The sequence below is a fragment of the Paenibacillus harenae DSM 16969 genome (assembly GCF_000422465.1).
In the GTDB taxonomy this organism is placed as follows: domain Bacteria; phylum Bacillota; class Bacilli; order Paenibacillales; family Paenibacillaceae; genus Pristimantibacillus; species Pristimantibacillus harenae.
This window is the reverse complement of sequence record NZ_KE383842.1, coordinates 1,937,474-1,949,874: the sequence shown is the minus strand read 5'-3', so window position 1 is coordinate 1,949,874 and position 12,401 is coordinate 1,937,474. Positions and strand designations below refer to the sequence as shown.

Genomic DNA, 12,401 nt, shown 5'->3' with positions numbered 1-12,401 from the left:
CGAAATACATGACGGCTTTACTCAAAAAAGTGAAGATTGTTGCGGCTGTATCCATTCTGATGATGGGCGTTGCAGCATGCTCGGGCGCTAACAATACGGGCAGCAACGAAAGCAATACCGGCAATAACACGTCGAGCACGAATACGGCTTCGGACAACGCGGAAGGCGCGAAAGAGCCGTACAAGATCGAAGTATTGTCGCAGCTGGCGAACTTCGCCGGTGAGCAAGGCGGCTGGTACGGCAAGATTTTGAAGGATAAATTCGGACTCGAGATGAATATTACGGCGCCTAATCTTGCGGGGGGGGCGGCCAAGTTCGCGACGCTTATGGCATCCGGCGATCTCGGGGATCTGGTCGTCTTCGGCAACGACGGTCAGGATTACAGGGACGCCATCAAGGCCGGACTGCTTCTGGACTGGACGAAGGCCGGCCTGCTGGAGAACCACGGCAAGGATATTCTCGCAAACGTCCCGGAAGCGATCGAGAAGAACAAGAAAAACTTCGGCGGCGGCACGGCGGTATACGGCGTTGGGCATGACGCGTCGAACATGCCTGCGGGACCTTCCGAAGGCAATACGATGACGTATCAGCTTGACATGCGCTGGGACCTGTACCAGAAGCTGGGCAGCCCGAAGCTGACGAAGATGGAAGACATTCTGCCCCTTCTCAAGCAGATGCAGGAGCTGGAGCCGAAGAGCGACAGCGGCAGACCGACGTACGGAATCTCGATGTGGGCGGATTGGGACGGCAATTACATGACGCTGGGGAAGCAGTTCGCCACCATGCACGGCTATGATATCGGCGACGGCTTCAACCAGGGCAGTCTGCTTGAGATCGCGGCCCACGAAGACAAATATCAGGGCATCCTGGACGAGAACAGCTATTATTTGCGCACCTTGAAGCTCTATTACGACGCCAATCAAATGGGGCTCATGGACCCTGACTCGCTGACCCAGAAATTTGACGACGTGGTCAATAAGTTCAAGGACGGCCAGGTGCTCTTCTCCTGGTTCCCGTGGCTCGACAGTTCCTACAACACGCCTGCCCATACGGATGCAGGCAAGGGCTTCCAAATGGTCGGTTTCGAAGAACAGAAAATTTATTCCTACGGCTTCTCGCCATACGGAAGCAACCGGATCTGGGCGATCGGCGCCAAGGCGAAGCATCCGGAACGGATTATGGAATTCATTAACTGGCTGTACACGCCGGAAGGCGTGATGACGACGGTTAACGGACCTGAAGGCTTGACATGGGAGTTGAAGGACGGCAAACCCGTGCTGACCGATTTCGGCAAGCTGGCGCTGAAAGACAACTCGCAGCAGGTAGCTTCGGAGTTCGGCGGCGGGACGTATAAAGACGGAGCGCCGCAGATCAACAATACGACGCTGAAGGTTTCAACGATTAACCCGAATACGAACGAGCCGTACGATTGGAACATGTGGACATCCGTTCTGGAGGACAATCCGAACCCTGTCGAGAAATCGTGGCGCGAAACGACGGGCGCCTTGACGCCGAAAGAGCTGCTGACGAAGAACAACCAGCTCGCCGTCAATAACCCGATATCGACGACGGAAGCGCCGGCTGTTATGGATACGATGCTGGAGCAGAAGCTGAGCCAGGTCGGAGCTGTCATTAAGGAGCATTCGTGGAAAATGGTATTCGCCAAGAACGAGGCCGAATACAACAAGCTGAAGGATGAGATGATCAAGAAATCCAAGGGACTCGGGTACGACGAGATCATCGACTGGCAGATCGAGCAGACGGAGAAAGTGTTCGCGCTACGCTAATCATGTAATAGGAGCGCCGGCAATTTATTGCCGGCGCTTTGGCGTTTTCCGGCATACATCTGTTGGGAACCTAGTGTTCAATGGGTTATAATGAGCGCAGGCTGTTGCTAAATTCCAGGAACTCGATATCGAGACGGTCATCACGTATCACGGCGGCGTATGCACAGGCAATATCCAGGATCGAATTAGCGAAATTCTGGAAACGACACTTGTTACAAGAGGTTAGCTGACAAATTGTAAATTGTTATTCGAATACTGGAAGGAGATTGGATAACGGTGTATGAACAGAAAACCAAAGAAACCGATCGCAGCGTAATCGAATTTATCGAGAATGTCGATCATCCGAAGAAGCGTGAAGACGCGTACAAGCTGTTGGATTTATTTACGGAAACGACAGGTTACCAAGCAAAGCTGTGGGGACCGAGCATCATCGGATTTGGATCCTATCACTACAAATACAACTCCGGACATGAAGGAGACGCGCCGCTGGTAGGATTTTCACCCCGCAAGGCAAAGATCAGCTTGTATTTTGCGACCGGCGACCCGGAGCGGGATGCGCTGCTGCGACATTTCGGAAAACATACGTCGGGCAAAGGCTGCGTCTATATTAATAAAGTAGAAGACATTGATGTTGAGGTTTTGAAAGTATTAATCAATCAATCCGTCAAGTTTCTGAACGAAACGTATCCGGATCAATAGGAACGATAAAAACGATGATATGGACATGACCCGGCTCCAGTCGATTCGTTTCAAAATTGGATATTAAGCCGACTTTCATAAGCATCACTTCAACAATCCGTATGCTGAGAGACGGCATTATTCATGTTTTAGTGTAGATTCATCTCAGCTGTTTTCCGTTATCATTATAAAAAAAGGCTTCATTTATTTTATTTCTTAGAAAAAATGTTTCTGGAATGTAGAAATCGTTATCATTAAATCGACTTTATCATGTGAGAGAAAATCACAAACCCAAAATCCAGTAAAGGAGTCAACAAACATGCATTTCACCCTTATGTTTTACGAAAGCCCAGAGGACTTCGCCGCACGAAAGGATCCGGCCAAGCAACAGGAAAATACCTTGCAGGCTGGTCCCATTATGTACATGCACTTCTCGAATCCGGAGTAGTTGTCAGCGGTTTTGGCCTTCACGCTCCTGAAACGGCTGCGACCGTACTACGTCGTAATGGCGAAATGGTTGTGGAAGATGGCCCGTTTTCCGAGACTAAGGAACAGATCGGCGGTTTATTCGTTATCGATGTACCCGACGTTGAAACAGCTCTTGAGTGGGCTGCACGAGGCCCTGTTAATGCGGTTGAAGTCCGGGAAAATCTTCCGCCTATGAAATGATCATATGATATGATGAACGCCCGCAACATTATCGAAGAGACGGCGCGTGATGCTTACGGAAGGTTAATTTCATATCTGACCCTAAACTGGCGGGATATTGAAGCGGTAGAGGATGCGTTGGCTGACGCGATTGTAGCCGCATTAGAATCGTGGCCGAGTGCCGGCATTCCAGATAAACCGGAATCCTGGCTGCTTGCCGTAGCCAGACGGAAGCTTATCGACCGCGCCCGCCGTGAACGTGTTTCCGAACGAGCAATGCCAGCGTTGATCGCCCTGTCAGAAGAGTCCCAACAAATGTCGTCAACTGACACTGCATTTCCCGATGAACGATTAAACATGCTATTTCTTTGTACACATCCAGCCATCGATCCGTCGATACGAACACCGCTAATGCTTCAGACCGTGCTCGGAATGGATGCCTCTCGCATTGCGTCCGCATTCGTTGTAAAACCCTCTACGATGGGGCAACGACTTACTCGTGCTAAAGCAAAAATCCGCACCGAACGCCTTACGTTCGCAATGCCCGATGCCGAGGAATTGCCCCATCGCTTAGATGCCGTTCTTGAAGCCATTTATGCAGTATACGGCAGCGGATGGGACGATTTGACAGGTGTAGATCCTCGTAGGAAGGGATTGGTCGACGAGGCCATTTATCTGGGCAAGCTTCTTGCGAACTATTTGCCTGACGAACCTGAAGTTCAAGGGCTTCTAGCTCTAATGCTGCATTGCGAGGCCCGGCGAGAAGCCCGGATTGATGCATCGGGAAGCTATATTCCCCTGTCCGAACAGGATACTGCTCGTTGGTCAACTCTAATGATCATGGAAGCGGAACATTGTCTTCAAATAGCATGGCAATCTAAAAGGATCGGGCGATTCCAGCTGTTGGCAGCCATACAATCGGTGCATGCCCAGCGAGCGCGCACAGGGTTCATCGAATGGAAAGAAATCGCCTTGCTATATGAGGGGCTCGCCCAACTTAGTCCTACAATTGGAGTACTGGTCGGACGAGCAGCGGCGATTGCAGAGGGATATGGAATGGAACGTGGCTTTGCGCTGCTTGAATCTATGCCTCGCGATAAAATCGTGAGTTATCAGCCTTATTGGGCTCTCACAGCCCATTTGCACATGCAATTGGGGAGACATGAGGAAGCCCGATCGGCTTATAGCCGTGCCATTGGACTCTGCGATGATCCGTCCATTCGGCAATTTTTATATCAACAAGCTAATCAGATTTGAATTCAAATAAGCGGCAGTCTAGTAGAGTTGAAGATTTGACGAAGCATAGCGCCGCTGCAGCAGGACGAAAAACCAGTCTGATCGTCAGGATCAGACTGGTTTTTAATTTGGAACGCGCAGCTTGGGCGTCATCTCATGCATACCTATACGCGATTTCCCGGCATCGTTTGAGAATATGCGGCGGAAGAGCAACCGTTGACTAACAGGTAATTCAACGTCAGGCAAATGTGTACTTATTTTCGAATTCATCTTATTTTAAGGTTAGATTAAGGTAACGTTCAGGGAAGCTCTTTATACTAGCGGAAAGCGGAAAGCAAAAGACTTCCCGCCTCGTTACACTACTTATTGTAGTGAAAGGTGAGTCGGAATGAAAAAGAAGCTTAACTTTAATCAACGCGGCCTGGAGCTGTTTTTTGGACCGCTGGAAGCCCGCATCATGGATATTCTTTGGCTCTCTCCCGATCTTTCTATTAAAGACGTGCAGGCAAGGCTTGGGAAAGACAAAGATTTGAATTTCAACACCGTAATGACCGTGATGAACCGGTTGGTCGACAAAGGCGTACTGGCGAAATCACTCATCGGGAGAACATCGATTTTCAAGCCCGTGGAAACAAAGGAACGGTTTCTGGAAAGCCAGTCGAAAGAAATTTCGCACAACCTCGTGGAAGACTTCGGACCGCTCGTCGTCACCCACATGCTGGACGGGCTGGACGAAGCCGATCCGGAGCTGCTCGAGAAGCTGGAGCAAAAAATAAAAGCGCTCAAAGAAGGACGATAGAAGATGTGGAAACGACGATCGAAATATCTTTTTTTCTCGAGTGCGGTTATTTCGCTGTTTATTATGATTCAAATGGGCATGTACGTATCTGAAAAGCTATCCGGCGTGGCCCTCCGGAACGTGTTTGACCACTGTACCAGCATTTTGCAGAAGTTCGGAATGGGCTGGATGGCCTTTATGCTCGATCTCCTGGTCGTGTCCACGCCGCTGCTGGCCGTTTGTCTCATTTGCAAACAGCTGTATTTATCCCGCCGCCTCTATAAGAAGCTGTCCAAACTCCAAGACGCGGCGCTTACGGCCGAATTGAACGAGACCTATAACGGCGGGATAGAGAGCATTCTCGTCGTTTCCCATCAGGACCCGATCGCCCTTACGATGCGTTTCGTCCGCCCCCGGATCGTGTTGTCCACCGGGCTAATTCAGCTGCTGGATGCCGGAGAGCTGGAGGCGCTGATCCGTCATGAAATCTTCCATATGAAACATAAGGATCCGCTCAAAACGTTTATCCTGGTCCTCTGTTCGACGGTTTTCTGGTATGTTCCCATCTTGAAGTGGTGCCGCAAGCAATATACGGCTGCGAGGGAAATTCAGGCCGATTCCTACGCGATCGGAGCGACGGGCTCGGCGGAAAATCTCGGAAGCGCCTTGCTGAAGCTGCTGCGCAAAAATCGGACCATGCGATTTCCGTTCACTTATGCGTCTTTCGCGGAATCGTCGATCAACTATAGAATCAAATACCTGATCGATCCGCAGGCCGAGCTCGCTTTCCGGCTGCCCGTCAAAAGCATAATGCTATCCTTGCAGGTGGTCGCCGTTTTGTCGGTTTTGTTTATCGGCGAGCTTCTGTAATTTTTTTTATATATCAACACTACATGGTGTAGTGTAATTGTAGAAGGAGGCTGAGGCTGATACAACCATTCTCTATGAAAGAAAGTTGTATGTTGACAGGATTTATAAAACATTAGGAGGACGATAACATGCCAATCAAAAAAACGGTCATTTCATTAGGAGCACTCGTTGTATTAGCAGGCGGCGGCTATTTCGCCTACGATTACTATGCCGGCAATCACGTAACGATTCAGGAGGTGATTCCCGCCGACGCGCCGGTACAGGCCGGAACAGCAGCCGTAGATCCGACCGAGCTGAACGGCGAGTGGACGATTCAACCCGACTCGAAAGTATATTTTTCCGTGACGACTTCCAAAGAAACCGTTAATTTCGAAGGGGCGGCCGTTAACGGCAGCTGGACGATCGATACGGTCGACCCGGCAAAAATGAGCGCGCAAGGCGTCGTTGACATAAACGCGCTGCAATCGGGCAACTCCCAGCGGGATGGACATGTCAAAGGGGAGGGTTACTTGGACGCCGCGGCCAACCCGGAAGCAACCTTTACGGTCAACTCCTTCGAAAACTTCCCGCAGGAATGGACGGAAGGAGCCGCGGCCGCCTTTGCCATGAACGGCACGCTTACCGTAAAGGGCGTTTCGAAGGACGTAACCTTCGATGCCGAAGCGCTTTACAGTCAAGGCTCGTTCAAAATGGAAGGCAGCACGGTCGTAACCTTTAATGATTTTGGCATGAAAAATCCCCATACGGTCATGCTGGACACCCAAAACGACGTAACCGTACAGCTCCAGCTTAATTTAAATAAGGAGCAAGCATAAATAACGTCCTTATCCGAATCCATAGATTGGATCCCGGTACTGAGCGATTGGATTGGACAATTAACGGAAACAGGTAATCTCCAGCGGAGGTTTGCCTGTTTTTTTACTATTTAGAAGTTAAGCAACTCCAAAAATTGTGGATAAGTGCGCCGAACGCGCGAATGAGCGGCAGAAATGCCGTTGAATCGGCATACATGGCGGAGAACGCGCGAATGAACGGCAGAAATGCCGTTGAATCGGCATACATGGCGGAGAACGCACGAATGAGAGGCAGAAATGCCGTTGGATCGGCATACATGGCGGAGAACGCGCGAATGAGCGGCAGAAATGCCGTTGAATAAAAGACATGAGCCGCAGCCCCAGCGGTTCATGTCTTTTTTATGTTTATCGCATAAGCTTAATACTTGTAAAATGGCCTATATTTCACCGTGAAACGTGCTTGTGCCGGCGTCAGACGGTTACGCATGCGCAGGTGCAAATGGTACAATCGTTTTGCATCCATTATGCGGTGAGGGAGACAGGAGATAATGAATGAGCAACAGCCGTCGGATTGGCCGGTCGTGCATAACGTCGGCGATATCATCATCCAGGCCGGGTTCGTTCTCGGTCCGCGTACGATAGACGATTACGAATTGGTGTACTTCCCTGACGGCTCCGGTACGATCTATGAGATCGAAGGTCAGCCGTACTTGTTGGATGAGCCTTGCTTCATCTTCACTCGTCCCGGCGAACGGCATTCGTACCGTTTCGCCCCGGAGAAGAATGTGAGGCATTTGTTCGTTCACTTTGATTATGCCTCACTCAGGGAAGCGAGCGAGAGATTCGGGCAGCTGCTGCGGGAAGGCAACCGGTTTATCGCGGACGATCATACTCTGGTGGCCGGTATGATGCAGAAGCTGCTTTGGATCGCCAATCAACAGCCTCCCCATTGGAAGAGAAGGCTGGCCGCGCTGGTCTCCGCTTCGCTTGAAGAGCTGTCGTCCTTCCCCGAACATTCGGATGAAGGGGATGTACAGACTTTGCCCATCCAGATTCAACGGGCGATGGCCTACATGGAGGAGCATCTGGCAGGACCGGTTACGATCGAAGAAATTGCCGCGCGGTCTGGATGGACCCACGAGCATTTCACCCGCGTGTTCGTCAATTCCCTCGGCATGACTCCGAAACGCATGCTGCTGGAGAGAAGGCTCCGCCGCGCCGAGCAGCTCATGATGAGAGGCGCCGGTTCGGTTAAGCAGATTGCTTATTCCGTAGGCTTCGGAGACGAGCACCATTTTTCCAAAGTGTATAAACGAATTCGAGGGATAACGGCCTCCGACTATATCAAACGGTGCAACGATCCCTTATTCCGCCATACGGCAGCCGTTCTGGATTCCTTTACGCCTTATCCGGTTAACCGGTATATTCCCGTCAAGTCCGAAATCAAATAAATACACCGTTTTCCGGGTTGGGGCCATGGAGGGTGCGGTTGCGGCGCGGTTACAATGGGGGTGCAGGTATTCGAATGACGGAGGGGATTCAACGATGGGGAAGTTTTATGTTCCGAAATCGCGCGCGAGGGACAACCGTTATTTAGTTCATGTGAAGGAATATACCCATTATCATAAGGAAGGCTATCTGATTGTAAGAGGCTTGCTGTCCAGGGAAGACATCGCCGGATTGTACGAGCTCGCCGAGCAGTCCAGACTTAATCGTCCAAAGCCCGACAAGACGGCGGACGAGGACAATGCCGACCCTCTCAAGGAGGAATTCGCGAAGGCGACAAGGATTCATATGCTTTCCCGGCTGCATCCGGCAGCCGAGCGGGGCATGCTTCATCCGAGAATCGTCGATGTCGCGGAGGCATTGATCGGCCCGGATATATACGCCCTTCAATCCATGCTGTTCCTGAACCCGCCCGGCAAGGGAGGACAGGGTTGGCACCAGGATTCCTGTTACATCAGGACCCATCCGGATACGCTGATCGGGGCATGGATCGCACTTGAGGAAGCGGACGAAGAGAATGGCTGCTTGTGGGTCGTTCCGGGTTCGAACCATGAGCCTGTCTATCCGCCTGACGGCATGGGGGGAGGCAATGTTCATGCTCTGGATGCTTTCGGGGACTTGAACGGCGTCCGGAACGTCAGCCATTTGGACGATGACGTAAATACCCTGTCGAAGGTAGTCGCCAATTATCCGCCGCCCATTCCGGTACCGCTTAGCCCGGGCGACGTATTGTTTTTTCATTCGCATCTGTTCCATCGTTCCTACCCGAACCGGACGACGGACCGTTATCGCCGTTCGTATGTGTGCCATTATTGCAACGCCCGGTCTTGGGTTCCGTGGGACCATGACGGCTTTGAAGGAGATTCGGGAAACTACCGCCAGATTTTGGCGCGCGGAGCAACGCATCACCCTTATGCCGAGCCCGTATTCGGCACCGAGGTTTTTTTGGCGGACGAGGAAGAGGAGTCGAACAGCGTGACGATGATGGGTATGGACAATGGCATGATGATGCCGATGGGGATGGAGAAAGACGAATAAGTGTGCAGGCAAGCCTCATCATGGCGCGTTGCTTGCCTCATTTTGCGAGTAGGGCCTGCTGATGGGATGCCCTGGAGGGCGGGTCGATGAATCATGAATCATGGATAGCAGGATTGCTCGGGTTATTAACCGTTTCGGTCATTCCTCTCCATGCGATTTACAATTAAACGCAGTTGCCATTTCAAAGGAGGACCGGAATATGAAGGTTATGACGATGAATATGCGGGTGAACGTCTTATCGGACGGGTACAACGCGTGGCCTTTTCGTTCGGACCGCGTAGCCCAGTATATCGCAAGCTCGGGTGCATCCGTGATCGGTACGCAGGAGCTGCTCCCCAGCATGCTGAAGGATTTGGAAGCGGGTCTCTCTGACTATGAATGGATCGGCGAAGAGCGCCGCAGGGATAGGGAAGACGAAATGTGCGCGATATTTTACCGGAAATCGGAGTTTGAAGTCTTAGGCCAAGGAACCTTCTGGTTGTCTGAAACCCCTTACCTTGCAGAGAGCGTCAGCTGGGAATCCAGTCTTCCGCGAATTTGCACTTGGGCTGATCTGCGGCTTAGACGCGAACCGAATCAACGCCTGCTCGTATACAACACGCATTTGGACCACATTAGCGAGGAGGCGCGTGTTCAGGGGATGCTTCTCATTCAGCGTATGATCGGGGGGCGGCTGAAGAGTGAAGCGGCGCCTTTCATGATTATGGGGGATCTGAATGCCCACCCCGGCAGCCAGACGATTCGTTCGTTGAGAGAGCAGCCGGGACAGAGCGGCGGGCTCCCAATTCAGAATGTGTATCAGGTCGCCTACGGGGGCCAAAACGCAGGATGCACTTTCCATAATTTTGAAGGCGGCTCAATGGGCGAACCTATCGACTATATCTTCACATCAACGGATATCCGGGTACGGAATGTCGTCATTGACCGCTGCCAAATACGCGGGAAATATCCTTCCGATCATTATCCTGTTGTTGCTGAACTGGAAATATAAGCTGGTATACTTGCTTCAATGCCGATCATTCCTGGACGGAGTCCATCCGTTACCATCATTGTTATTGATTTCGGCGGGGAAGTGCTGTTCAATCTGCCCGAAGGACGACCGAACGGCCCAGTCGTTATCGTTGAAGGGGACAGGCTGGAGCTCGATTTATCTGATCCGGCTTTTGAGTAAACCAAAAGGGAATGATCCGGCAAACCTATCCGGATCATTCTTTTTTGCTCCCTGCTCAACCGCTCGCCTATTCTATATCAGCTTGTGGTATGTTAGATGCGAGAACCATAGAGCTCGTAATAGGAGGCAAATCCATGCAACTGCAGAGGGCACAACGGAATTCGCTATATTTACCGCTTCGGTCGAAGTTTATTATATTATTTTGCCTGCTCATTACGATTCCATTTCTTGTCATCGGGGCGATTACGTATGAGAAGTATTCGGCGGACGTCGAGCGAAGCACCGTCAAGCTTTCCTATCAGATCGTGAATCAAATCCATATTAATTTAGAGCGCTACGTGAAAGAGATAGAGCGGCTGACGCTCATGCCCCTATATGATGAAGGCGTCATGCATATTTTGAAGCAGCATAGTGATTTTAATCGAGTAAACACCTATTTAACGACGGATGAGACAAACAAGATGAATCTGTTTATTTCCTCTTTGTCGTTCGATCGCTCGGAGATTGAGAGCATATTGATCTTTACGAATGACGGCAGCGTGTTCAGCAACCGGGATCAAAGCGTAAGGAAGCAGTGGGATCAAAGCATGTCGGACTGGATGGCTCCGGTGAAGGAGAAGGACGGCGGGCTTACGATTATCCCGCCTCATGATGCCCGTTATTACGTGGAGACCAAGAATGGAATCGTATCGATCTCGCGAGTCATTCGCGAGCCCTACACGAACAATATGCTCGGAATTGTAAAGGTCGACCTTACCTCGCGAGGATTCGAGACGATGCTGTCGTCGGTCAGCTTCGGCGGCAGCAGCCAGCTGCGCATTACGAACAGCGAAGGCGACCTCATCTACGCGGCTTCCGACAATGTTCCGTATATCAATGAATCATATTTAAGCGCTTCCGAGCAATCGGACTACACGGGGCTGAGGGTAACCGCATTCATTCCTCGCGATGAGTTTCGCCAGGATGCCCGGGCGTTGACGAGGTATACGCTTATCGTTTCCTTGCTTGCCTTGATGGCCGCTTATGCGGCGGCCGTCATCTTGTCGAATCGCTTGGTTAAACCGATCGCTCATCTGCAATCCAAGATGAGACAGGTGCGGCGGGGCTTGTTTCAAGAAAGAGCCGTCGTCACGACTAATGATGAGATCGGTCAGTTAACCGAAGGCTTTAACTCCATGATCGGCGAGATTGACCGCTTGGTGAAAGAGGTGTACGAGACCAGGCTGAGAGAAAAGGAAGCGGAGCTGTCAGCGCTGCAAAGCCAGATTCATCCGCATTTTTTATACAATACGCTCGAGACGATGAATATGCTGGCTCTTCAGGGCAATGGCCCCGTGCTATCGAATATCGTAACGAGTCTTGGAAAGCTGCTGCGGTATACGGTTGATAAGCAGGAGAGACTTGTGCACGTGCTCGATGAAGTTAAGTTCGCTCAGGCCTATTTGCAAATTCAGGCTATTCGCCTCGGCGACAAGCTGCAAGCGGCTATTCATATCGATTCTTCTTATGATTACTGCCTAGTGCCGAAGCTGATCTTACAGCCTCTTATCGAGAATGTCATCGAACATGCGATGGGATCTGGGACGGTTCAAATGACCTTGACTGCCAGCGTCGAAGACGACGACCTGATCCTGACGGTTAAGGATAACGGAATCGGAATATCCGGCGAGAGGTTGAAGCGGCTGGAGGAACAACTGCAAGCGGGCAGCGAGAGCCGGTCGCTGATTGAAGCGCAGCAAGGCGGCTTCGGTACGATCAAGAAAGGATTTGCGCTGCGGAACGTACATCAGCGTGTTCGGCTGCATTATGGCGAACCGTACGGCTTATTCGTTGACCATAAGGCAAATTGCGGCGCAGCCTTTCATATTCGACTGCCTATTCAATGGGGGGAATAA

General features: G+C 51.2%; 13 protein-coding genes. All 13 read left to right on the top strand.

The window, feature by feature from the left end; genetic code table 11:
• Window positions 1-8 precede the first annotated feature (8 nt).
• The 13 genes from H581_RS0119285 (at window position 9) to H581_RS0119225 (ending at window position 12,401) form a co-directional block, all read left to right on the top strand.
• Window positions 9-1,787 carry an extracellular solute-binding protein gene (locus H581_RS0119285; protein WP_051250975.1) on the top strand — a complete coding sequence of 593 codons (1,779 nt, stop codon included), beginning with the start codon at window positions 9-11 and terminating at the stop codon, window positions 1,785-1,787.
• A 276-nt stretch (window positions 1,788-2,063) separates the two neighbouring features.
• Entirely contained in the window at window positions 2,064-2,486 is a 423-nt protein-coding gene (locus H581_RS0119280; protein ID WP_028611449.1) for a DUF1801 domain-containing protein, read from the top strand.
• A 261-nt stretch (window positions 2,487-2,747) separates the two neighbouring features.
• Entirely contained in the window at window positions 2,748-3,134 is a 387-nt protein-coding gene (locus H581_RS37275) for a YciI family protein (protein ID WP_245600089.1), read from the top strand.
• A gap of 9 nt (window positions 3,135-3,143) precedes the next feature.
• Window positions 3,144-4,370 (top strand): RNA polymerase sigma factor, encoded by a 1,227-nt coding sequence (locus H581_RS0119270; RefSeq protein WP_245600065.1) that lies wholly within the window; start codon window positions 3,144-3,146, stop codon window positions 4,368-4,370.
• 367 nt (window positions 4,371-4,737) lie between these two features.
• Window positions 4,738-5,148 (top strand): BlaI/MecI/CopY family transcriptional regulator, encoded by a 411-nt coding sequence (locus H581_RS0119265; RefSeq protein ID WP_028611447.1) that lies wholly within the window; start codon window positions 4,738-4,740, stop codon window positions 5,146-5,148.
• 3 nt (window positions 5,149-5,151) lie between these two features.
• Complete coding sequence (locus tag H581_RS0119260) at window positions 5,152-5,997, top strand: M56 family metallopeptidase (RefSeq protein ID WP_028611446.1); 846 nt, start codon at window positions 5,152-5,154, stop codon at window positions 5,995-5,997.
• A 128-nt stretch (window positions 5,998-6,125) separates the two neighbouring features.
• Window positions 6,126-6,812 carry a YceI family protein gene (locus tag H581_RS0119255; RefSeq protein WP_028611445.1) on the top strand — a complete coding sequence of 229 codons (687 nt, stop codon included), beginning with the start codon at window positions 6,126-6,128 and terminating at the stop codon, window positions 6,810-6,812.
• A gap of 212 nt (window positions 6,813-7,024) precedes the next feature.
• A complete protein-coding gene (locus H581_RS39340) occupies window positions 7,025-7,153 on the top strand; it encodes a hypothetical protein (RefSeq protein ID WP_281169550.1) in 129 nt (42 codons plus the stop codon).
• A 186-nt stretch (window positions 7,154-7,339) separates the two neighbouring features.
• Window positions 7,340-8,242 (top strand): helix-turn-helix domain-containing protein, encoded by a 903-nt coding sequence (locus H581_RS0119245; protein WP_036718854.1) that lies wholly within the window; start codon window positions 7,340-7,342, stop codon window positions 8,240-8,242.
• A gap of 94 nt (window positions 8,243-8,336) precedes the next feature.
• Window positions 8,337-9,335 carry a phytanoyl-CoA dioxygenase family protein gene (locus tag H581_RS0119240; protein WP_028611442.1) on the top strand — a complete coding sequence of 333 codons (999 nt, stop codon included), beginning with the start codon at window positions 8,337-8,339 and terminating at the stop codon, window positions 9,333-9,335.
• 199 nt (window positions 9,336-9,534) lie between these two features.
• Window positions 9,535-10,326, top strand: coding sequence for an endonuclease/exonuclease/phosphatase family protein (locus tag H581_RS0119235; RefSeq protein ID WP_036718851.1), 792 nt, complete (start codon window positions 9,535-9,537; stop codon window positions 10,324-10,326).
• Window positions 10,327-10,344: 18 nt separating this feature from the next.
• On the top strand, window positions 10,345-10,506 hold the full coding sequence (locus H581_RS37970) for a hypothetical protein (protein ID WP_156889615.1): 162 nt from the start codon (window positions 10,345-10,347) through the stop codon (window positions 10,504-10,506).
• A gap of 134 nt (window positions 10,507-10,640) precedes the next feature.
• Window positions 10,641-12,401 (top strand): sensor histidine kinase, encoded by a 1,761-nt coding sequence (locus H581_RS0119225; protein WP_051250973.1) that lies wholly within the window; start codon window positions 10,641-10,643, stop codon window positions 12,399-12,401.

What these genes read in the sequence shown, in the direction of transcription:
- H581_RS39340 (WP_281169550.1), top strand. Translation starts at nt 7,025, where the DNA reads ATGAACGGCAGAAATGCCGTTGAATCGGCATACATGGCGGAGAACGCA.
- H581_RS0119245 (WP_036718854.1), top strand. Translation starts at nt 7,340, where the DNA reads ATGAATGAGCAACAGCCGTCGGATTGGCCGGTCGTGCATAACGTCGGC.
- H581_RS0119240 (WP_028611442.1), top strand. Translation starts at nt 8,337, where the DNA reads ATGGGGAAGTTTTATGTTCCGAAATCGCGCGCGAGGGACAACCGTTAT.
- H581_RS0119255 (WP_028611445.1), top strand. Translation starts at nt 6,126, where the DNA reads ATGCCAATCAAAAAAACGGTCATTTCATTAGGAGCACTCGTTGTATTA.
- H581_RS37970 (WP_156889615.1), top strand. Translation starts at nt 10,345, where the DNA reads ATGCCGATCATTCCTGGACGGAGTCCATCCGTTACCATCATTGTTATT.
- H581_RS0119235 (WP_036718851.1), top strand. Translation starts at nt 9,535, where the DNA reads ATGAAGGTTATGACGATGAATATGCGGGTGAACGTCTTATCGGACGGG.
- H581_RS0119260 (WP_028611446.1), top strand. Translation starts at nt 5,152, where the DNA reads ATGTGGAAACGACGATCGAAATATCTTTTTTTCTCGAGTGCGGTTATT.
- H581_RS0119225 (WP_051250973.1), top strand. Translation starts at nt 10,641, where the DNA reads ATGCAACTGCAGAGGGCACAACGGAATTCGCTATATTTACCGCTTCGG.
- H581_RS0119285 (WP_051250975.1), top strand. Translation starts at nt 9, where the DNA reads ATGACGGCTTTACTCAAAAAAGTGAAGATTGTTGCGGCTGTATCCATT.
- H581_RS0119265 (WP_028611447.1), top strand. Translation starts at nt 4,738, where the DNA reads ATGAAAAAGAAGCTTAACTTTAATCAACGCGGCCTGGAGCTGTTTTTT.
- H581_RS0119270 (WP_245600065.1), top strand. Translation starts at nt 3,144, where the DNA reads ATGATGAACGCCCGCAACATTATCGAAGAGACGGCGCGTGATGCTTAC.